The following is a 21029-nucleotide window of genomic DNA, read 5'->3' as shown; positions in this document are numbered from 1 at the left end:
CCATCAATCATAGCTCCCCTTGAGCGTCATCAGCAGATCATATTCCATCAGCGCCGTATTGCGACCGCAGACGGCATAGGCCGGCGAACGGCGGCCGCGTTCGAAGCCATGGGCCTGGAGGATGTTATACATCGCCCAGCGGACAAGGCCGTAGCGTTCCCACCAGCGGATTTCGTCGGCGTCGAGGCGCGGGCCGCCCGCCGCCGCATAAGCCGCAATCACGTCTTCGCGGGTGCCGAAGCCGCCGGCGTGACGCGCCTCCTGCCCGAAGCGCCACGATCGGGTGCAGAGCCAGCCGAGATCTTCCACCCCTGACCCGAGATGGGTGCATTCCCAATCGAGCAGCGCGGCGAGACCCTGTTCGCCGACCATGAAATTGCCGTTGCGGAAATCGCCATGGACGATCGAGCGGGGGCGTTCGGGCGGGCGATGGGTTTCCAGCCAGCGCAAGCCGAGTTCGAGCGCGGGGTGGGGCTCGTCGAGCGAGTCGATGCGCAGGCGCATGGCGGCGACGGGATCGCCGGATTCTGGGATGGAGTTGAGGAAAGCGAGGGGGTGGGCCGGATCATCTTGGCCGGCCGGCAAAGCGTGGAGCCTGACCAGCGCCTCGGCGAGCTGGCGGAGGATCGCCGTGCGGTCCTCGCGTTCCAGCAGCCGGCGGGGCAGTGTTTCACCGGCCACGAAGGCGGTTACGAAACCGGGGCCGAGTGCGTCCTCGCCATCATATTCGAAGATCGGTTCGGGCACCGGCACGCCCGCTTCATGGACATGAGCCATGATGCGGAACTGCTGTGCGGGCGACAGGAAGGGGTTGGTTTCGCCGCTGAAGGTCTCTTCCCGCGAAACCAGACGGCGCCGCGCCGATCCTTCGACCAGATCGAACAAAAGCGTGCGGTTGGAGCCGCCGAGCGTCGCCTGGACGACATTGTCCACCGTCGTCCCGCTGCCGAAGCGACGACGGACGGCATCGGTCAGCGCGGCTTGAGGATCAGAGAGGGAAGCCGGCAAGGCTGCCATCCTCGGCCACGCGCTCGATATATTCGGTCATGCCGTAGCCGACGACGCCGTCCCAGGTGAAACGGGTGTGGCCTTCGGCAATGCGGCTCAGAAGTTCGCGGCCATTTTCTTCCCGCCGGTTGCGCAAGGGGGCGAGTGAGAGGATCTCGCCAGTGATCTCCGCGGTGCGGCCGGTTGCGGTGCGAACGACAATGCGGACCGAGGTGGGATCGCGCTTGTCCGTCCAGTCGGTGATCGCGTCGAAATCGGTGATCTCGTGATAATGGCCGTCGATCAGCAGCACGCCCGAACGACGCGTGCGGCCATCCTCCCCGGCGATGCGGTGGATCATGAAGCCGCGGCCGTCGGGGAAGGCGGCGAGGAACAGCCGATACCAGATGATGTTGGTCCACCAGCGCGGCCCCCAGCTATGATCGCGCCAGCCATGACCGGATATGGGGAAATGCTCGTCGCCGATGGTGATGTGGCCGGAAGCATGGATATGCTGGTTGAAATGGCCAAGCGAGAAATCGCGGCCATACATGGTCTGGACGTCATGGCGCACCGGCTCGCCACCATGCTGGGGCGAGATGGTGTCGAGGCGCCATTCCACCTTGCAGGACAGGCGGGGGGCCTGAGCGAAAAGCGTTTCGGGATGGCGCAGATCGTCAGGATTGGTGACGATGAAGACGTCGCCTTCATAAGCCGCGTTTAGCCGGCGCATCGGGTGGATCACGTCGAAGCGCAGCCCGCCGGCATCGAAGGCATCATTGGTGTCGATGCGGGGGCGGCTGAAGCGCACGGCGATGCGGCCGTCAGGCAGATAGAGGCAGACCGACAGCTCGGCGCGGCCTTCGTTGACGCGGTTGCCGAGACGCATCCAGCCGCCGACGCCGGTGCCGTCGTCGAAGGCGTTGACGTAGACGCTCTCGTTGAAATTGCGCTCCGGGCCTGCGGGATGCGGATATTCATCGGCGGGATCGAGACGGAAATCGGCGGGGTTCAAGTGGCTGTCCTCTTCCTCATCTCCCCTTTCTTTCGTCATCCCAGCAAAAGCTGGGATCTCGTGGTTTCTGCCGGGGCATGAGCCGCCTGAGATCCCAGCTTTCGCTGGGATGACGTGAAGGGGTATGTGCGATCCTCAATGAATCGCATTCACTTTATGGTGGAGCACCGCTCCCGCCAAGCCCCGTTCATGCCTCCAGCGGCTGATAGAGTTCGATGCGGAAGCCATCGGGATCGATCAGATAGGTGACGCGGCCCCAGAAAAGCGGGTTGGGCGAGGTGGTGATCGGCGGTGAGACGAAGCTGTGCCCCTTGGCCGACAGATCGGCATAGATGGCGTCAACATCGTCCACCACGACGGCGAAATGCGCGGCGCCGGCATTGCCATTGGCTGGGTCCACCACCACGCCGCCATTGGTATATTCCAGCAGTTCGAGGAGCTGGTCCGTCCGCCCGAAATTGAGGAAGGCCTGCCGCACCGAGCAGCCGGGATAACCCGTCACCTTGCCGACGCCGGGGCCGGTGCGATCCCACGGGCCTTCCACCTTCACATCGAAAATGCCGGTGTAGAAGGCGATCGAGCGATCGAGATCGGCGACCGTGAGGCCGACATGGTTGAGCGCGGCGATGCGGACCTTGGACGACGATGCCATTGCACTCACCCGTTTGTCCCGAGCGAAGTCGAGGGATTGACCGAGCGCAGCCGAGGGCTTCTCGCCTTCGCTAGAAGGAAGCATGCCTCGACTTCGCTCGACACAAACGGAGTGGCGTGGGTCAATCCGGCGGCTCCCGCTCTAGACAAGACCATTGGCCTTGAGGATCGAGAAGAAAGGCGGGACTTCACCGCCGCCATCGACTTCCCACGCTGCGCCATTGACGTAACCGGCATGGTCCGAGGCCATGAACAGGCAGGCGGAAGCGATATCTTCGCCCGTGCCGAGCCGGCCGATCGGCTGGTTGGCGATGATCCGGTTCTGGATGTCCTCTGATCCGTAGGTGGCGGCCGCATCCTCGGTGCCGATAAGACCAGCGATGATCGCGTTGACGCGGATCTTGGGCGCCCATTCCTGTGCGAGGCTGCGCGTGAGGCCGAGCAACCCTGTCTTGGCGGCGGCATAAGCGGCGGTGCCGGGGGAGGGGCGGATCGCCGAGACGCTGGCGATGTTGACGATCGACCCCTGGCCGGGCGCTTTCATCAGCCATTGGTGCGCCGCGCGGCTGACATGGAGCGGGGCGAGGAGGTTCAATGCGATGATCGATTCGGAGAAACGCGGGCTCGCCGTCGCGGCATCAACCTGGGGCGAGCCGCCGGCATTGTTGATGACCACATCGACATGGCCATGCTCTGCGCCGATCGCATCGAGCAGGGCTTCGACCTGATCCGCCTTTCGCACGTCGCAGGCATGGAAGGTCGCGGGAATCTCGTCGGTTGGGGGCGTGCGGCCGCAGGTGATGACCTTGGCGCCGACCTCGGCAAAAGCCTCCACGATATCGCGGCCGATGCCGCGGCTTCCGCCCGTCACCAGCACGATCTTGTCATCGAAACGCAGACGCCGCTCGGCCAATTCACTCTCCCATTCGCATTCGGGTTTTGTTGACAACGGAATCACGATAGATGAAGCGCTGAGACAGGCAACAAGCAATATGCGTAGTGAATGGCGATATGGCCTACGCATATCGGGAAGAGGCTGGGAGAGAAGAGGCATGGAGACGATACCGGGCGTTGCGCGCGAGGCCGCGGCCCGATTCGGCGACAAGGCGGCGATCGTCGATGGCGATCGGACGATCAGCTTTTCCGGACTGTGGGACGCCATATTGCGCGCGGCGGCGGGCTTTGCGGCTGCCGGGCTGGAGAAAGGCGATCGCGTCGCGATCTGGGCGCCCAACCGGCTCGACTGGATTGTCGGCTGCGTCGGCGCGCAGGCGGCGGGCTGCGTCGTCGTGCCGCTCAACACCCGGTTGAAGGGCGGCGAAGCGGCGTTCATCCTCAACCGCAGCCGCGCCCGCTGGGTGATGGTTGTCGACAGCTTTGTCGGCAATGATTACCGCGCGATGCTGGCCGAGCAGGATCTGCCGCATGTCGAGCGGATCATCACCTTCGGGCCGGAATGGGATGCCTTCCTGACCGAGGCGAAGCCCGATGCGGAGACGGAGGCGCGCGCGCTGGCAGTGTCCGCCGACGATGCCGCCGACATCATGTTTACTTCCGGAACGACGGGCGACCCCAAGGGCGTGATCAGCGGCCATGGCCAGACCTGCCGGACCTATCGGAGCTGGACCAATTCGGTCGGGCTGAACGACACGGATCGCTATCTGATCGTCAACCCGTTCTTCCACAGCTTCGGCTACAAGGCCGGCTGGTTGCCGTGCCTGATGACGGGCGCGACGATCTATCCGCTGGCCAATCTCGACGTGGCGAAGCTGGTCGAGCTGATATCCTTGCACAGGATCACGATGCTGCCGGGGCCGCCGGCGATCTTCCAGACGATCCTGGCGACCGACATCGGCGATGCGGACCTTTCCTCGCTGCGCCTGTCGATTACCGGGGCGGCGTCGATCCCGCCGGCGCTGATCGAGCGGATGCGCAAGGATATCGGCATTGAGACGGTGCTGACCGGCTATGGCCTGACCGAGACCTGCGGCACGGTATCGCTGTCCGACGCGCATGACCCGGCCGAGGTGGTGGCGACGACCTGCGGCAAGCCGATCCCCGGCATCGAGGTGCGGATCGCCGATGCCGAGGGCAATGTGCTGCCCCAGGGCGAGGAAGGCGAGGTGCAGGTTCGCGGCTTCAACGTGATGATCGGCTATTTCGAGGATCCGAAGGGGACCGCAGAGGCGATCGACGCGGATGGCTGGCTGCATACGGGCGACGTCGGCAAGTTCGTCGATGACGGGCGGCTCGTCATCACCGACCGGATGAAGGACATGTATATCTCCGGCGGGTTCAACTGCTATCCGGCGGAGATCGAGAAGATCCTGCAGAAGCACCCCGATGTGGCGCTCGCCGCGGTGATCGGCGTGCCCGACGAGCGGATGGGCGAAGTCGGCAAGGCGTTCGTCATTCCGGTGGCGGGGGCGCATCCCGATCCGGCGGAAATCTGCGCCTGGGCCAAGGCGAACATGGCGAATTACAAGGCGCCGCGCAGCGTGGAGGTGGTGGCGAGCCTGCCGCTCAACGCATCGGGCAAGGTGCAAAAGTTCGCGCTGAAGGGCGCTTGAGGCCGGGATGGCGGGATTCTTCACGCTCGAGGCGGGCCCCGCCGCCAATATCTGGATGCTCGATGTCGCGCCGTGGCTTTCGGTGGGGCCGCCCGACACGTCCTTCATGTTCGGCGGCGTCGGCCTGGGCGCGACGATCGAGGCGGCGGAGCGGACGACGGGGCGCGCCGTCGTTTGGGCGACCACGCAATATCTCAACTATGCGCCGCGCGGCTCGACCGTCGCGTTCGAGGTGACGCCGCTGGTCGAGGGGCATCATACCAGCCAGGCGCGTGCGACGGCGAAGGTCGATGGGCGGCAGGTGGTGGGGGCGGGGCTCTCGCTCGGTGCCCGGCCGGGGGCGGTGCGGCGCCAGTTTGCGAGCCCGAGCTTCGTGCCCAAACCACAGGATTGCCCGCGGCTTCCGCTGCGCTGGGATATCGCGCCGGACGACATGTATTCCCGCATGGACGTCCGCATCGCCAAGGGCTGGGACGCGACCGGCGACGAGGCCGGCCATATGGTGCTGTGGATGCGCCCGACCGGCGAGCCGGGTGCGGGCGGCGGGCCTATCGACCGGCCGATGCTGGCGATCATGGCCGATTTCGTGCCGGCATCGATCGGCAATGCACTGTCCGACGGCAAGGGCGATGTCGCGGTCAACAGCCTCGACAATTGCATCCGCTTCACCGGCCTTGCGGAGACCGAATGGGTGCTGTGCGACATTCGCATCCATGGCGTCGCCGATGGCTTCGGCCACGGCCAGATGCTGCTGTTCGCCGAAGATGGCACGCTGATGGCGACGGCCAGCCAATCGGTGATCGTCCGTTCGCTGAGATTTCCGCAATCCCGCTGAAGCGATTGCCGGATTCCAGCAGATGCGGCGATGTCGGCCGGACGGGGATTGGGCCAAGAACGAGGCGATCCCGGCCTGCGCCGGGATGACGGGATTTTTGGAGAGGACCAGCAGATGGCCGAGGCTTCGACGAGCGATTTCATCCAGGCGCCGACTGAAGGGCCGGGCGCGGACCATATCCGGCAGGTGATGGAAACCTATGGCAAGCGCATGGGCGATGCCGATCTGAAGGGCGTGCTCGCGCTGTTCCATCCGAACGCCGTTATCGAGGACCCGATCGGCACCGGCGAGAAGCGCGGACATGCGGAGATCGGCGCTTTTTTCCAGGCGGGTTTCGACGCGATGCAGGGCGGCATATTGATGACGTTCGACTGCGCGGCGCGCATAGTTGGCCGTTACGGCGCGGTTGCCTATATAGCCAAGCCGGTGAATTACCCCGTCAAGGTCGAGATCGAGACGCTCGACGTGATGGAATTCGACGATGACGGACTGATCGTGCGGATGACCGCCTTCTGGGGCGAGAGCAACCGCCGGATCGTGGAGTGAGGCAGTAGCAGGGCGAATGGGCGCGGACTGGAGGATTGCGAGCCGGGCGGATACGCCATCCGCCGCGATCGACCTGTGCCGCATTCAGTGGCCGACGCCGTTCGAGGTGACGCTGGCCGAGAAAAGGCCGACGATCAGCCTGAACCTTTCCCAGCCGCACGGGCATAAGGAAGGCCGCTATCGCGATTATGCGGGGGCGGACTTCCTGCCGCTGGGCGACCTGTTGTTCCAGCCGGCCGATACAAGGTTGCAGACCCGCGGGATGGGGGGCGACCAGACCTTCCTGCGCATCGCCTTCCACGCGGCAGGCGAAGACGGGCCGGATCTGAACGTCGATCCATCCGACCCGGAAGTGCAGCGCGCGTTGATGGACGTGCGCCAGCCCGAGGTGATCGGATCGATCCGGCGGATCGCGCAGGAGATCAGCCAGCCGGGGATGGCGAGCGCCTTCCTGCTGGATGGGCTGACGACCTTGCTGGCGGTCGATCTGGCGCGCGGCTTCGCGCGGCTGGACACGATCGACGAGGATCTGTCGAAAGGCGGGCTGGCCGGTTGGCAGCTCAACCGTCTGCGTGAGCGGATTGCCGAGCGGGACATGCCGCCGCCCACCGTGAGCGAACTGGCATCGCTGGTGCGGCTGAGCCCGCGGCATCTTTCGCGCGCGTGGCGGGCATCGACGGGCACCACGCTTTCCGACGCGGTGGAGGATTCGCGGCAGGCGCGGGCCGAGGCGCTGATCCGGGCGGGCGATCGCCAGCTGAAGGAAATCGCCTATCTGCTCGGCTTTTCCAGCCCGTCGAGCTTTTCGACCGCCTTCCGCCGCCGCACGGGCATGTCGCCGCAGGAGTTTGCGCGGCGGTGAATCCCTATATTGCGGGTGTTGTTTTTGGTGCGAAACGGAATCTGGGCAAGTTTTCTGAACATTCTTCGGCGCGATTTTGATATTTTCGGTGCGTTATCTGGTTATTTGATCGGGCAAACTTTCAAAGTTCCATTCATGTTGCTTGCGTTTCGTTCCGCAGCTCATCGCGTGTGTTAACCATATCGCGGTGAAATGCCTGCCGACAGCGACCAATGCCAAAAACGCGCAGGCACCTTTCCCAACACAGGGCGTTCCGCCGCGGGGTTCAGTCCCTTCTGGAGGAAGCCATGAAAAAAATGAATTTGGGTCTCGCGGCACTTCTTGCCGCATCCACGGCCAATATCCTGCCGGCGCAGGCTGCCGTCATCCTCGGCCTCTATAATACCGGCGTACAAAACGGCGGCGACGAATGGGGCGCCGGCGGCGGAGCGAAGCCGGGCAATGGTGCCGATCTCCATTGGGATAATTCGGGCGGCCTGGGCGGCCACGCCTTCACCGGATCGCCGATCTACAGCAACTGGATCGCGAATGACGATACGTCGCAATGGCTGACGCCACGTCCGCAGGGCAATGCAGACTTCGATCCGGATGAGGACGGACTCTACAGCTATACGCTGGATTTCGACCTGACCGGCTTCGACCTGACCACGGCGAACTTCACCGGCCGCTTCGCTGCGGACAATAGGGTGACGTCGATCCTGCTCAATGGCCAGGAAATCACGGGATCAGGTGGCACCTATGACAGCTGGACCGATTTCGCATCGGTATCCGATGCCTTTGTCGAAGGCGTGAACACGCTGTCGTTCAACGTCACCAACTTCGCGCAGGCAAGCGGCAACCCGACCGGGCTGCGTGTCGAGTTCCTGACCAATTCGGTCAGCCCCGGCGCCAACACGCCGGTTCCCGAACCTGCCACATGGGCAATGATGCTCGTCGGTTTCGGCGTCGTCGGCGCATCGATGCGCCGACGGCCGCAAAAGCGGATGCAGATGTCGTAAGCTGCCCCACGCAGAACGACGGCATCATGGGGGCGCCCAGACGGCGTCCCCATGATGTTCATTTCAGAATTTCAGCCTGAAAAATCCTCGTCGACAGCGCTGACGCCCTTGCGATCGTCCGGCTTGGCGGGCTTCACCTCGGCCTGTTTGGTATCGAGGAAGTCGCGGAAATCGCCGACCAGCACCGTCCACCAATCGAAGCTGTCGAGAAAGTTGGCCGCAGCCACGCCACCCACCAGTGAGATATAATAATCGAGCACGAGATCATCGTCGGCGTCGATCGCGGCGCGGGCCAGCTTGTAGCCATCATTCCATTCGTTGACGGCCTTGGCGTCGACCGCCGCCGGGCGAGGCCACCAGGCGAGGAAGCGCACGCCCTTGCATCCGCTTTCGCCGTCGCAATCGGTGAAGGTGAGCGAGAAGGGAACGCCATTGGCTGCGCTGTCGATATAGCGTTGCCCCTCCGGATTGGCCTTCAGCTTCGCGCGGTAACCGGCATCCTGGAGCACGGCGACGAAGGCATCGAGATTGTCGCCGTTAAGGCTGGCCGGAATGCCGCCGGGCCGCGGAGCGACCTTTGGCGCGGCGGCGATTGCGGGGGCGCTCGTCAGCAGCAACCCCACAGCCACGCCACGCCATAACGCACCACGCATCATGCCATCCCTCTCCCTTGTTGCGGACAGCATGAACCCATAAGCGGCGTCGTCAAGATGTTCTTGATATGTTCCGGTAAGCGGAATATCATGAGGGATGGTTGCAGATCGTCCCGACCGCGGCGCAACGCTCAATCAGGCCAGCAGCCGGTTCAACCTGCCGGCGCGGGCCGAGGATGGCGACTGGCTGGATGCGCGCGACGAGATCGATGGCGCGCCGCAAAAGCTTCGCACAACGGTGACGGTCGAGCGGCCGAAGACGATCATCAGCCGCAACGCGTCGCCCGACATTGGTTTCGACCGGTCGATCAACCCCTATCGGGGGTGCGAGCATGGCTGCATCTATTGTTTCGCACGGCCGACGCACGCGTTCCACGATCTTTCGCCGGGCGTGGATTTCGAGTCGCGATTGTTCGCCAAGCCCGATGCGGCGGACCTGCTGCGCAAGGAACTGATGAAGCCGGGCTATCAGGTGCGGCCGATGGCGCTGGGTACCAATACCGACCCCTATCAGCCGATCGAGGGCGAATGGCGGATCACGCGCGGCATACTGGAGGTGCTGGCGGAGTGCGATCATCCGCTGACCATCACCACCAAATCCGATCGGGTGGTGCGCGATATGGACATTCTTGGCCCCATGGCGGCGAAGGGTTTGGCGGCCGTGGCGATTTCGGTGACGTCGCTGACGCCCGAGACGGCGCGGACGGTGGAGCCGCGTGCGCCGCGGCCCGAACGGCGGCTGGCGGCGGTACGGGCGCTGCGCGCGGCTGGCGTGCCCACCTATGTTTCGATCGCGCCCGTGATCCCGGCGATCACCGACCATGAGATCGAACATATCATTGAGGCGGCGGCGGATGCCGGGGCGATCGGCTGTTTCTTCATCCCCGTCCGCCTGCCGCATGAGGTGGCGCCCTTGTTCCGGGCCTGGCTGGACGAGCATTTCCCCGATCGCGCCGGCAAGGTGATGGCGATGATCCGCGACATCCGCGGCGGACGCGACAACGACCCTGATTTTCACACGCGGATGAAGGGGCAGGGCGCATGGGCGGAATTGATCCGCACGCGCTTTCGACTCGCCTGCCGTCGATATGGTGTCGGCAACGAGCGGATCGACCTGCGCTGCGATCTGTTCAGGCCACCGCAAGGTGATCAGTTCAGATTGCTTTGATCGAAAAAGCATCGAAATCCGCGGATGAGCGCCTATGCTGATCCAGACTCGCCGGGCATCCGGCCAATATGAGGATCGCATGACGTCGCTTCGTCAGACCGCCGCTGCCCTGATCGCTCTGGCAGTTGCCGGTACGCCAGCGCAGGCGGCAGCGCCGCCGCCGGCCGATACGCTGACGCCGATCCAGCATTATGTGCGTGCCAGGGCGGCCGATGCGGCGGGAATGACGGCTGCGGCGGCCGCCGGATATGGCGCGGCACTGGCGGCGGCGCCCGACGACCCACTGATCGCGACGCGCGCCTATCGCCAGGCGATGATGGCGGGCGATCGCGCGCTGGCGCTACGCGCAGCCGATGTGCTGGAAGCCAGCGACAATCTGCCACCAGATGGCTGGATGCTGCTGCTGACCGAGGCGGTGCAGGCGAAGGACTGGATTGCCGCCAACAGCATCATTGATCGGATCGAGCGGGACGAGGTGTTCGCATTCACCGTGCCGGTGCTGCGGGCGTGGGTCGTTCGCGGGACGGGCAAGGGCGATCCGCTGGAGCCGCTGGGCCAGGCGCGGCGGATCGGCGGGATTGCGGCGGCCTATGCGGCCGAGCATCGCGCGCTGCTGCTGATCGCGACCGGCCAGCGGGACGATGGCATTACCGCCGTGCGGACGCTGATCAGCCCGGATGGCCGCGGTGCGTTGCGCCTGCGGATGGCCGGCGCCTCCGCTCTGGTGAAATCGGGCGATCGCCAGTCGGCGCTGGGGCTGCTCGCCGGCGCGGATCCGCTGCTGACGGTGGCACGCGAACGGATCGAGCAGCGCAAATCGCTGCCGCCGCCCGTATCGACCGCGGCGGAGGGCATCGCCGAACTGTTCACCCGCGTGGCGGTGGACATCAACCGGGAGCGGGTAACGCCGATCGCGCTCACTTTCGCGCGGCTGGGCACCTTCCTGGCGCCCAAGCATGCCGAAACCTGGCTGGTGACGAGCGAGCTGCTGACGTCCGAAGAATATTATGGCGCCGCGTTAGACGTGCTGGCGAATGTGCGGCGCAAAGACCCGATGGCCGAGGCGGCGCGCGGGCAGCGGATGGAATTGCTCGTCAAGCAGGGCGACCGTGAGACGGCGTTGGAGGAAGCGCTTGTCGCCACCCGCGGCCGCGAGGTCGAGCCGGCCGACTGGACCCGTGTCGGCGGCCTCTATAGCGATCTCGACCGTCCCGCGGACGCGGCGGCGGCCTATCGCAACGCACTCACCCTGTCCGAGGCGCGGCCCGAGGATGGGTCCCGCTGGACGCTGCTGCTGCTGTTGGGCAGTGCGCTGCACGAAGCGGGCGACTGGGCGGCGGCGCGGCCCGTGCTGGAGGAATCGGTGAAGCTCGCCCCCGAAGAGGCGGTGGTGCTCAACTATCTCGGCTATGCGCAACTCGAGCGGCGCGAAAATCTCGCCGAGGCGCAATCGCTGATCGAGCGGGCAAGCAAGCTGAGGCCAGAGGATTCGGCGATCACGGATTCGCTCGGCTGGACGCATTATGTGCGGGGTGACCTGCCCAAGGCGATCGAATTGCTGGAGCGTGCGGTGATCGGCGAGCCGGGCGAGCCGACGATCAACGAGCATCTCGGCGACGCTTACTGGACCGCCGGGCGGAAACTGGAGGCGCGCTTCGCCTGGCGCGCCGCACTCGTCCACGCCGACGCCAAGGACGCGCAGCGCATCGCCACCAAGATCGATATGGGGTGGGCCCCGGAAGTGGCCGCGCCCTGACCGCGATCGTCGAGACCGGTCACGCCAAGATCAACCTCGCGCTGCATGTTCGCGCGCGGGAGGCGGACGGCTATCATGCGATCGAGACGATCTTCGCCTTTGCCCGCGACGGTGACGAACTGCGCGTGGCGCCGGCCGATGAACTGACGTTCGAGATTGTCGGACCCTATGCGGCGGCGCTGGAGGGCGAGGATAGCGACACCAATCTGGTGATGCGCGCCGCGCGGGCGTTGCAGGCGGCCTTTGCCGTGGAAGCGGGGGCGGCGATCCGGTTGGACAAAAGATTGCCGGTCGCGTCGGGGATCGGCGGCGGATCGGCAGATGCCGGCGCGGCGTTGCGGGCGCTCTGTAGGCTGTGGGCGCTGCCGGTGGAGGATGCGCGGCTGGGCGAGATCGCGGCCGGATTGGGGGCGGATGTGCCCGCCTGCCTCGTCAGCCGGACGGCGTGGGCCGATGGTCGCGGTGACCGGTTGACGATGATGGATGGGGAAGGGCTCGCGGGCATGCCGCTGTTGCTGGTCAATCCGGGTATCGCCTGCCCCACCGGACCGGTGTTCCGCGGCTGGGATGGAAAGGATCGGGGCGGGCTGGGGGACGGCGACCCGCTGGCGGCGGCGCTCGCCGGGCGCAACGATCTGGAACCGCCGGCCAGGGCGCTGGTGCCGGAAGTGGCCGAGGCGTTGGCGCTGCTGGCCCGCCAGCCGGGCGTGATGCTGGCGCGAATGTCGGGATCGGGGGCGACCTGCTTCGCCTTGTTCGAAAGCGAGGTTGCGCGTGATGCGGCGGTGGCTGCGGCGCGGCCCGAATGGTGGCGTCTCAATACGGTACTGATCTGACAGTCCATGTCCCGCGCCGGGACTGCCGGGGTGGCAAACCCACGAATTTCCGCCACGCATCGGGCTGGCATGCCTTTTGCTGACGCTGGGGCACGCGGATCGGTCGTCCTGCCGGGCGATCCATTCGTAAACGGCCGGCGCGCCCCCCACGGCGTCGTTCGTCGTTCAGAGGGCGGCGGCTCCGACAAGGAACCGTCGCCCTTTATCCTTCCAGCGCTTCCTGTTCGACAAGGTCGAGCGGCATCGCGCCGTTGCCCAGCACGATCCCGTGGAAGGCGCGGCGGCTGAAGCGGCTGCCGCGTGCCTTCATCATCTTCGTGCGAATATCGAGCAGGCGGAGCTGGCCGAGCTTGTAGCCGAGCGCCTGGCCGGGCCAGGCCATATAGCGCTCGATTTCCGCCACGACGCGGCTTTCGGCGATGCCGGTTGCATCGCGCATGAAGGCGATCGCCTGCTCGCGGGTCCAGCGCCTGGCGTGCATGCCGGTATCGACGACCAGACGGACGGCGCGGAACAATTCGTCCTGCAAGCGGCCGAGATCGCCCAGCGGATCATGCTTGTAGGCGCCCATTTCGGCCGCCAGCCGCTCGGCATAGAGCGCCCAGCCTTCCTGATAGGCGTTGAAGCTGGCGATCCGCAGCAGCAGCGGCGCTTCGCCTAAGGCAAGCGCGATGCAGCTCTGGGTGTGATGGCCGGGCACGCCTTCATGATAGCTGAGCGTCGGCAGCCGGAACTTCGCGACCGCGCCCATATCGCGCAGGTTGATCCAGTAGGTGCCGGGGCGCGATCCATCGAGCGAGGGGCCGTCATAGAAGCCGCCGGGCGCGCCTTCCTCGGTAGCCACCGGCACGCGGCGCACCTCCAGCGACTGGTGCGGAATCAGCGCGGTGGGCAAGATTTCGGCATATCGGCCCTCCATCTTGCGGACCAGGCCGCGGACATAATCGAGCAGTTCGGCACGGCCCGCATCGCTGGCAGCGAACAGGTTGGCAGGATCGCGGGCGAGCGCATCCATCCGTGCGCCGATCGACCCCTGAGTGAGCTGGCGCGCCGCCAGCAGCTTTTCCATTTCGGCGGAGATGCGCGCGACTTCGGAGAGGCCCAGCGCGTGGATTTCCTCCGGGGAGAGCGGTGAATCCCCGAGCGCGCGGACATTAGCGGCATAGAGCGCATCGCCCTGCGGCTGCGCCCAGAGCCCGGCTTCGGCGCGGCCGCGGGGGAGCAGATCGGCCATATGTTTGCGCAGCGCCACGAAGGCGGGGCGGGCGCGCTTGCGCAGTGCGATGATGGCGCGTTCCTCGGCCTTGGCGCGGAAACTTGCGTCGAGCCGGGCGGACTCGGTGCGGGTGCGCAGCGCAGTGATCAGCGGATGATCCGCCTCGGCGCCGTTCAGGAAGGCATCGAGCACCGGCAGTGCGCGCGCGATCAGCGCGGCGGGGGGGACGGACCCGGCCGCTTCGTCGGCACGAACCTTCTCGATCACACCGGCAAAGGCCTTGGGAAAGCTGTCGAGCTTTTCGATCCAGGCGTCGACCGATTGCGGGCTGCTCAGCGACTGCTGCGCCTGCATCGCATTGGGCGTGTCGATGTGCGGGCCGGCGATCTGCGTCACCAGATAGGGGACATGGCCGGAAAAGTTGAAGGCGTTGATCCGGCCATAGGGCACGGCGGCCGACCGCGTGGCATTGGCGAGAATGGCGGATGCGGTGGCGAGACGCAGCCGGGCGAGCTTGTCCTCGGCGCCGCAGGTGATGGGCGTGATATCCTGTTCGGCCTGGACGAGCGCCGCCCGCCATGCCGCTTCGCCGGCAGGGGAATAATCGTCGAGCCGGCGCGCCATCAGCCCGCCGGTCTGTGCATCGGCGACGCCGTTATAGACGCTGGTTTCGGGCGTGTGCGCGAGCAGCCTGTCGGCAATGGCATCCAATGGCGCCCGGATCGGGCAGGGGGGCGGGGGCTTGGCGATGCTCGGGCCGGGCGCCCATGCGGCGAGCGCCGTTCCACCCAATATCGCCACCGTCTCGCGCCGTGTCCGCCCCTCAACCATTCCTGTCTCCTTCGATTTCCACTGGTGACATTGCCAAGGTTCCACGGCAACTGGGCCTATGTTCCGATTTTCGCTCGAAGGCCCGATCGGGCGCCTGACCATCGATCGCGCGCGACAGCGCAATGCCATCCCGATCGAGGGCTGGGGCGAGTTGGTCGCGGCCGTGGCGGAGGCTGTGGCCGCGCGGCCGCGCGCGCTGATCCTGCAGTCCGCAGTGGAAGGCGCCTTCTGCGCGGGGGCGGACCTTGGCCATCTGGCGACGCTGGCGGACGATGTTGCGGGCCGCGCCGCATTCCGCCGGGCTATGCGCGACTCGATCGATGCTCTGGCGGCCTTGCCCTGCCCGGTGATCGCGGCGGTGGATGGCGGTTGCTTCGGCGCGGGTGTGGCGTTGATGCTGGGCTGCGATGTGGCGCTGGCGGGGGAGCAGGCGAAGTTCGTGGTGCCGCCGGCAAAGCTCGGCATCACTTACCCGCAGGAAGACATCAATCGGCTGGTCGATCGCGTCGGCCGCGCGCAGGCGGCGCGGCTGCTGCTCGGGCTGGAGATGGTGGATGCAGGCGAGGCGGCGCGGATCGGGCTGATCGAGCGCGCGGTGCCTTCGGCGATCGTCGAGGCGGAACGGTTGGCGGCGGCCATGGCGGGGGCCTCGCCCGCGAGCCTTGCGGCATTGAAGCGGATGATCGGTGGGGCAGGGCAAGCTTGTGGCGCGGCGAGCGATGCCCTGTTTGACGACAGTTTCGGGTCGGCGGATTTCCGCGAAGGTATCGCCGCCTTCCGCGAAAAGCGCGCACCGGTGTTCGGCGGATGAGCGAGGCCTTTGTCGAGATCGCCGGCGATGTATCCTCCGGGCTGCTGCTGATTGCCGACCATGCCTCGAACCGCGTTCCGGCCGATATCGAGCTTGGCGTCGATCCGGCGATCCTGACCCAGCATGTCGCGATCGACATCGGCGTCGATCCGCTGGGCCGTGCCTTGTGTGCTGCGCTTGGGTGTCCGGGTATCCTCGGCGGCGTCTCGCGGCTGGTGGCGGATTGCAATCGCGAGGAGGACAAGCCCGGCCTCGTGCCGATCGCGAGCGACGGCCATGCCATCCCCGGCAACGATCTCGATCATCAGGGGCGGATGGCGCGGATCGACCGTTTCTGGCGGCCTTATCATGCGCGTGTTTTAGAGCTGATCGCAGATAATGCGCCGAAGATGCTGATTTCGCTGCACAGCTTTACGCCGAAATTGGCGACGTCGGACGAGCCGCGGCCGTGGCAGATCGGCATCCTCTACAACCAGGACGAGCGCGCCGCACGTGTCGCGATCCCGCTGCTGGAGGCGGCGGGCGTGGTGACGGGCGACAACCATCCCTATTCGGGCCGCCTGCTCAACGCGACGATGAACCGGCATGGGGAGGCGAACGGCATCCCCTATCTGGGGATCGAGGTGCGGCAGGATCTGATCGGCGACGCGGCGGGTGTGGCGAAGTGGGCTGAAGTGCTGGCGCCGGTGATTGCGGGGACGTTGGTCTCACTCGATCCGTCACCCTGAACTTGTTTCAGGGTCCACCGCGCCAAATCCGATGCCTTCGCTTGTGGAGTAGTGGATGCTGAAACAAGTTCATCATGACGGACGTGGCACCACGGGATTGCGCGACGCGGCGTGAAGGGCCAAAGACGCGCGCGAAACAAGGAAGCGCGCGTCATGACCCATCAGTTCGACAAGTCTCGTTTGCCTAGCCGTTATGTCTCCGTCGGCGTCGAGAGCGCGCCGCACCGCAGCTATTATTATGCGATGGGGCTGACCGAGGAGGAGATTGCGCGTCCGTTCGTGGGGATCGCTTCCGCGGGCAATGATTCGGCGCCGTGCAACACCACGCTCGACATGCAGGCTGACTGGTGCCGCAAGGGCGTGAACGAGAATGGCGGCATGCCGCGCCGGTTCAACACCATCACCGTCACCGACGGCATCGCCATGGGCCATCAGGGCATGAAAAGCTCGCTGGTCAGCCGTGAGGTGATCGCGGATTCGGTCGAGCTTTCGGTCCGCGGCCATTGCTATGACGCGCTCGTCACCTTCGCCGGCTGCGACAAATCCTTGCCGGGCATGATGATGGCGATGTTGCGCCTCAACGTGCCGTCCATCTTCGTTTATGGCGGATCGATCCTGCCGGGCCGCTATCAGGAACGTGACCTGACCGTGATCGACGTGTTCGAGGCGGTGGGCCGTTATTCGGCCGGCGCCTGCCCGCTTTCCGAAGTGACTGCGATCGAGAAGGCGGCGTGCCCCGGCCATGGCGCCTGCGGCGGCCAATATACCGCCAACACCATGGCCTGCGTGGCGGAGGCGATCGGTTTATCCTTGCCGAACAGCAATATGGCGCCGGCTCCTTACAAGAGCCGTGAGGAGATTGCGGTGGCCGCAGGGCGGCAGATCATGGAGCTTCTGAAGATCAACCTGCGCCCGCGCGACATATGCACGCGGCAGGCGTTCGAGAATGCGGCGCGGATCGTCGCGGCCACCGGTGGTTCGACCAACGGCGCGCTGCACCTACCGGCAATGGCGAACGAGTGCGGCGTGGATTTCGACCTGTTCGACGTCGCCGAGATCTTCAAGACCACGCCCTATATCGCCGATCTGAAGCCGGGTGGCCGCTATGTCGCGAAGGACATGCACGAGGCCGGCGGCATCTACATGCTGATGAAGACGCTGGCGGCCGAGGGCCTGCTGCATCTCGACTGCATGACGGTGACGGGCAAGACGCTGGGCGAGAATATCGATCAGGTGACGTGGAACCCCGACCAGAAGGTGATCTACGACGCGAAGACGCCGATCACGCCGACCGGCGGCGTCGTCGGTCTAAAGGGATCGCTGGCGCCCGAGGGCGCGATCGTGAAGGTGGCCGGCATGAAGCGGTTGCAGTTCACCGGTTCGGCCGTGGTGTTCGAGCGCGAGGAGGATGCCTTCGCCGCGGTCGAAGCGAACGAGATCAAGGAAGGCATGGTCGTCGTCATCCGCTATGAAGGGCCGAAGGGTGGTCCGGGGATGCGCGAGATGCTGTCGACGACTGCGGCGCTTTACGGCCAGGGGCTGGGCGAGAAGGTGGCGCTGATCACCGACGGGCGCTTCTCCGGCGGCACGCGCGGCTTCTGCATCGGCCATGTCGGGCCAGAAGCGGCCGATGGCGGGCCGATCGCACTGGTCGAAAATGGCGACCAGATCAGCATCGACGCCGAAGCTGGCACGGTCGACCTGCTAGTGGACGAGGCGGTGCTGGCCGAGCGGCGCAAGGCGTGGAAGCCGCGCCAGAACGACTATCAGGCGGGCGCGCTGTGGCGCTTTGCCCAGAATGTCGGACCGGCTTGGGCTGGCGCGGTGACGCACCCGGGCGCCAAGGCGGAGACGCATGTCTTTGCCGACATCTAAGCCGGGGCCTCGCCCGATCCTGACGGCGGCCGAAACCCGCGCCGCCGAAGAGGCGATCTTCGCGCGCGGCGTGCCGGTGGTCGATCTGATGGAGCAGGCGGGCGCCGCGGTGGCCGAGGCCGCGTGGCGCTATGCCGCGATGCCGCCGACGCTCATCCTGTGCGGACCCGGCAATAATGGCGGGGACGGCTATGTCGCCGCGCGGCACCTGGCCGAGCGTGGCGTGCATGTGCGTGTGGCCGCGACGGGCGAGCCGAAAACCGAGGCGGCCGCGGCAATGCGGGCGCGCTGGGACGGGCCGGTCGAGGCCATCGAGGGCGCGCGTTCCGCGCCGTTGGTGATCGACGCGCTGTTCGGGACGGGGCTGGTGCGACCGCTGGATTCGGCGCTTGCGGCGGAACTCGCGCGGCTGACGGCGGCGGCGAAGCTTTCGATCGCGGTTGATCTGCCGAGTGGGGTTTCGACCGACGATGGCGCGGTACTGTCGCCCGTCCCGGTTTTTGATCTGACGGTGGCGCTGGGCGCGTTGAAGCCGGCGCATCTGTTGCAGCCGTCCGCGCCTTATTGCGGCCGCGTCGCCGTAGCGGACATCGGGCTGGATGGTGGTGCTGCGCGCTTGTGGGAAGTGGAGCGGCCGCATCTACCGGCGCCGGGGCCGGCCGACCATAAATATTCGCGCGGGTTGCTCGCGGTAATCGGCGGCGCCATGCCGGGCGCGGCACTGTTGGCGGCGACGGCGGCGCAGCGCGCGGGCGCCGGCTATGTGGTTCTGACCGGCGAGAACATAACCGGTGGCCCGCACGCGCTGGTTCGGCGGGGCGAGGCCGAGGCGCTGGCCGATGCGCGCACCGGTGCGGTGGTGGTCGGGCCGGGGCTCGGCCGCGACAGCGCTGCACGACGGCGGCTGCGCGCGGCGATGGAGGCGGGGCATCGCCTCGTGATCGACGCGGACGGGTTGGCATTGCTCGCCGATGGCGGAATCTCCCACCTCAAGCGCCTGGCCGAACCGGCGGTGCTGACCCCGCATGAAGGCGAGTTCAAGCGATTGTTCGGCGATCTGCCGGGCAGCAAGGTCGATCGCGCGCGCGCCGCGGCGGAGCGGAGCGGGGCGATCGTGCTGCTGAAGGGTGCGGACAGCGTCGTCGCCCATCCCGATGGCCGCGCGGCGGTGACGCAGACCGCGCCGGCCTGGCTGGCGAGCGCTGGCACCGGCGATGTGCTGGCGGGCATCATCGGCGCCTTGCTGGCGCGCGGAATCGATCCCTTTGCGGCGGCGCAGGCGGCTTTGTGGCTGCATGGCGACGCCGCGCGACGGGCCGGGGCGGCGCTGATCGCCGACGATCTGCCCACGCATCTTCCCGCCGCTTTGGCCGCCTGCGCATGAGCGAGGACGGGCTGGTCATCCGCCTCGCCGGCAAGGGCGATGGCGTGACGGCGGACGGGCGCCATGTGCCGCTGACCGCGCCGGGCGACGTCGTCGAGGCCGATGGCAGCATCACCCGCGGGCCGCAGCATGTCGAGCCTGCCTGCCGCCATTTCCCGCGCTGCGGCGGCTGCCAGCTCCAGCATGTCGATGATGAGGCTTATGCCGATTTCGTGACCAGCCGGATTGTCGGCTCGCTGCGGGCGCAGGGTGTCGAGCCGCCGCCGATGGATGCGCCGCATTTGTCGCCCGCACATGCCCGGCGTCGGGCGACCATGCGCGCGGAGCGGCAGGGCAAGCGGGTCGTGCTGGGCTTCAACGAGGGCGCGAGCCACCGGCTGATCGACCTCAAGGAATGTCCGGTGCTGCGGCCGGAACTGTTCGCGCTGGTGGCGCCGCTCCGGGCTCTGCTGGTCGGCATGATCCGCGATCGGCGGGCGGCGGGCGTGCAACTCACGATCGCCGATCAGGGCGTCGACGCGCTGCTCGAGAAGGTCGAGGCCGAGGGACTGGCGGCCGCCGAGGCTATGACCGAGTTCGCCCAGACGCATCGACTGGCGCGGCTGGCGATCGACGAGGGCGATGGGCCGCAGGTCCGCTGGGAGCCGGCGCCGGTGACGGTGACGCTCGGCGGCGTCGCGGTGGGGCTGCCGGTCGGCGGCTTCCTGCAGGCGACGGCGGATGGCGAGGCGACGCTATTGGCGGAGGTCCGCCGGATTGTCGGCGATGCGGGCGTGGTGGCGGATCTGTTCGCCGGGATCGGCACCTTCGCACTGCCGCTGGCGGAAAAAGCGAAGGTCTATGCCGCGGAAGGCGCGCGCGATCCGGCGATGGCGCTGAAGCTGGCGGCGGCACGCGCGGGCCGCACGGTGGCGGTCGAGCATCGCGATCTGTTCCGCCGGCCGGTCGACGCCAAGGATCTGGGCAAATTCGACGCCGTCGTGCTTGATCCCCCGCGCGCCGGCGCGATCGAACAGGCCGAGGAGCTGGCGCATTCGGGCGTGCCGCGGATCGCCTATGTCTCCTGCAACCCCCACACCTTCGCGCGGGATGCCAAGGTTCTGATCGGGGCTGGATATGAGCTGACGCGGATCACGCCGGTGGGGCAATTCCGCTGGTCGACGCATGTGGAACTGGTGGGCGAGTTTCTGTTGCCGGTCTAGGCGGCGCGGACAGTTGCGCGGCCCAATCCACGTCCGGTTTCAAGTCTTACGCCAAGCGGTCGACGCGGCAGCTTTGTCGGGGGGAGGGGATATCCGCTCTTCGTC

The 21029-nt window shown here is 66.5% G+C and carries 19 protein-coding genes; 13 read left to right on the top strand and 6 right to left on the bottom strand.

The window, feature by feature from the left end:
• Nucleotides 1–3 precede the first annotated feature (3 nt).
• The 4 genes from ACFB49_RS07680 to ACFB49_RS07665 all read right to left on the bottom strand — a co-directional run bounded on the left by ACFB49_RS07680 (nt 4) and on the right by ACFB49_RS07665 (nt 3566).
• Entirely contained in the window at nt 4–1008 is a 1005-nt protein-coding gene (locus ACFB49_RS07680; protein ID WP_380878044.1) for a phosphotransferase family protein, read from the bottom strand.
• Nucleotides 989–2002, bottom strand: coding sequence for a hypothetical protein (locus ACFB49_RS07675; protein ID WP_380878042.1), 1014 nt, complete (start codon nt 2000–2002; stop codon nt 989–991). The genes ACFB49_RS07680 and ACFB49_RS07675 overlap by 20 nt, the downstream gene beginning before the upstream one ends.
• A 187-nt stretch (nt 2003–2189) precedes the next feature.
• A complete protein-coding gene (locus tag ACFB49_RS07670; protein ID WP_380879887.1) occupies nt 2190–2654 on the bottom strand; it encodes a VOC family protein in 465 nt (154 codons plus the stop codon).
• 141 nt (nt 2655–2795) lie between these two features.
• Nucleotides 2796–3566 carry an SDR family oxidoreductase gene (locus ACFB49_RS07665; RefSeq protein WP_380878039.1) on the bottom strand — a complete coding sequence of 257 codons (771 nt, stop codon included), beginning with the start codon at nt 3564–3566 and terminating at the stop codon, nt 2796–2798.
• A gap of 139 nt (nt 3567–3705) precedes the next feature.
• On the opposite strand from ACFB49_RS07665, the gene ACFB49_RS07660 reads away from it, so the two are divergent.
• The 5 genes from ACFB49_RS07660 (at nt 3706) to ACFB49_RS07640 (ending at nt 8464) form a co-directional block, all read left to right on the top strand.
• Nucleotides 3706–5223 carry a FadD3 family acyl-CoA ligase gene (locus ACFB49_RS07660; RefSeq protein WP_380878036.1) on the top strand — a complete coding sequence of 506 codons (1518 nt, stop codon included), beginning with the start codon at nt 3706–3708 and terminating at the stop codon, nt 5221–5223.
• A 7-nt stretch (nt 5224–5230) separates the two neighbouring features.
• Complete coding sequence (locus tag ACFB49_RS07655) at nt 5231–6058, top strand: acyl-CoA thioesterase (RefSeq protein WP_380878034.1); 828 nt, start codon at nt 5231–5233, stop codon at nt 6056–6058.
• A gap of 114 nt (nt 6059–6172) precedes the next feature.
• Nucleotides 6173–6604 carry a nuclear transport factor 2 family protein gene (locus ACFB49_RS07650; RefSeq protein WP_380878031.1) on the top strand — a complete coding sequence of 144 codons (432 nt, stop codon included), beginning with the start codon at nt 6173–6175 and terminating at the stop codon, nt 6602–6604.
• A gap of 16 nt (nt 6605–6620) precedes the next feature.
• Entirely contained in the window at nt 6621–7466 is an 846-nt protein-coding gene (locus tag ACFB49_RS07645) for a helix-turn-helix transcriptional regulator (protein WP_380878028.1), read from the top strand.
• A gap of 287 nt (nt 7467–7753) precedes the next feature.
• The gene (locus ACFB49_RS07640; RefSeq protein WP_380878025.1) at nt 7754–8464 is read left to right on the top strand and encodes a PEPxxWA-CTERM sorting domain-containing protein; all 711 of its coding nucleotides are present in this window, start codon (nt 7754–7756) and stop codon (nt 8462–8464) included.
• A 71-nt stretch (nt 8465–8535) separates the two neighbouring features.
• Here the strand turns inward: ACFB49_RS07640 and ACFB49_RS07635 are convergent, their stop codons facing one another.
• Nucleotides 8536–9120, bottom strand: coding sequence for a YbjN domain-containing protein (locus ACFB49_RS07635; protein WP_380878022.1), 585 nt, complete (start codon nt 9118–9120; stop codon nt 8536–8538).
• Between the two features lie 94 nt (nt 9121–9214).
• On the opposite strand from ACFB49_RS07635, the gene ACFB49_RS07630 reads away from it, so the two are divergent.
• Genes ACFB49_RS07630 through ACFB49_RS07620 form a run of 3 tightly spaced genes read left to right on the top strand, consistent with a single transcriptional unit; the run spans nt 9215 to nt 12877 of the window.
• The gene (locus ACFB49_RS07630) at nt 9215–10285 is read left to right on the top strand and encodes a PA0069 family radical SAM protein (protein ID WP_380878019.1); all 1071 of its coding nucleotides are present in this window, start codon (nt 9215–9217) and stop codon (nt 10283–10285) included.
• Nucleotides 10286–10319: 34 nt separating this feature from the next.
• Entirely contained in the window at nt 10320–12041 is a 1722-nt protein-coding gene (locus tag ACFB49_RS07625) for a tetratricopeptide repeat protein (protein ID WP_380878017.1), read from the top strand.
• Nucleotides 12014–12877: a 4-(cytidine 5'-diphospho)-2-C-methyl-D-erythritol kinase gene (locus tag ACFB49_RS07620; RefSeq protein ID WP_380878014.1), complete on the top strand. Its 864-nt coding sequence runs from the start codon at nt 12014–12016 to the stop codon at nt 12875–12877. Before ACFB49_RS07625 ends, ACFB49_RS07620 begins: the two co-directional genes overlap by 28 nt.
• Before the next feature lie 202 nt (nt 12878–13079).
• Here ACFB49_RS07620 and ACFB49_RS07615 read toward each other — a convergent pair whose 3' ends face one another.
• A complete protein-coding gene (locus ACFB49_RS07615) occupies nt 13080–14924 on the bottom strand; it encodes a DUF885 domain-containing protein (RefSeq protein ID WP_380878012.1) in 1845 nt (614 codons plus the stop codon).
• Between the two features lie 58 nt (nt 14925–14982).
• Here ACFB49_RS07615 and ACFB49_RS07610 point away from each other — a divergent pair, with 58 nt between their 5' ends.
• The 5 genes from ACFB49_RS07610 (at nt 14983) to ACFB49_RS07590 (ending at nt 20924) form a co-directional block, all read left to right on the top strand.
• A complete protein-coding gene (locus ACFB49_RS07610; protein ID WP_380878010.1) occupies nt 14983–15735 on the top strand; it encodes an enoyl-CoA hydratase/isomerase family protein in 753 nt (250 codons plus the stop codon).
• Complete coding sequence (locus tag ACFB49_RS07605; protein WP_380878007.1) at nt 15732–16463, top strand: N-formylglutamate amidohydrolase; 732 nt, start codon at nt 15732–15734, stop codon at nt 16461–16463. The genes ACFB49_RS07610 and ACFB49_RS07605 overlap by 4 nt, the downstream gene beginning before the upstream one ends.
• 153 nt (nt 16464–16616) lie before the next feature.
• A complete protein-coding gene (gene ilvD, locus ACFB49_RS07600) occupies nt 16617–18338 on the top strand; it encodes a dihydroxy-acid dehydratase (protein ID WP_380878004.1) in 1722 nt (573 codons plus the stop codon).
• Nucleotides 18319–19722, top strand: a complete 1404-nt coding sequence (locus ACFB49_RS07595; protein ID WP_380878001.1) for an NAD(P)H-hydrate dehydratase — start codon at nt 18319–18321, stop codon at nt 19720–19722. Before ilvD ends, ACFB49_RS07595 begins: the two co-directional genes overlap by 20 nt.
• Nucleotides 19719–20924: a class I SAM-dependent RNA methyltransferase gene (locus tag ACFB49_RS07590; protein WP_380877999.1), complete on the top strand. Its 1206-nt coding sequence runs from the start codon at nt 19719–19721 to the stop codon at nt 20922–20924. The genes ACFB49_RS07595 and ACFB49_RS07590 overlap by 4 nt, the downstream gene beginning before the upstream one ends.
• Nucleotides 20925–21029: the final 105 nt, after the last annotated feature.

The organism is Sphingomonas sp. DBB INV C78 (assembly GCF_042693015.1).
Taxonomy (GTDB): Bacteria; Pseudomonadota; Alphaproteobacteria; order Sphingomonadales; family Sphingomonadaceae; genus Sphingomonas_E.
This window is presented reverse-complemented; position numbering and strand designations above follow the sequence as displayed.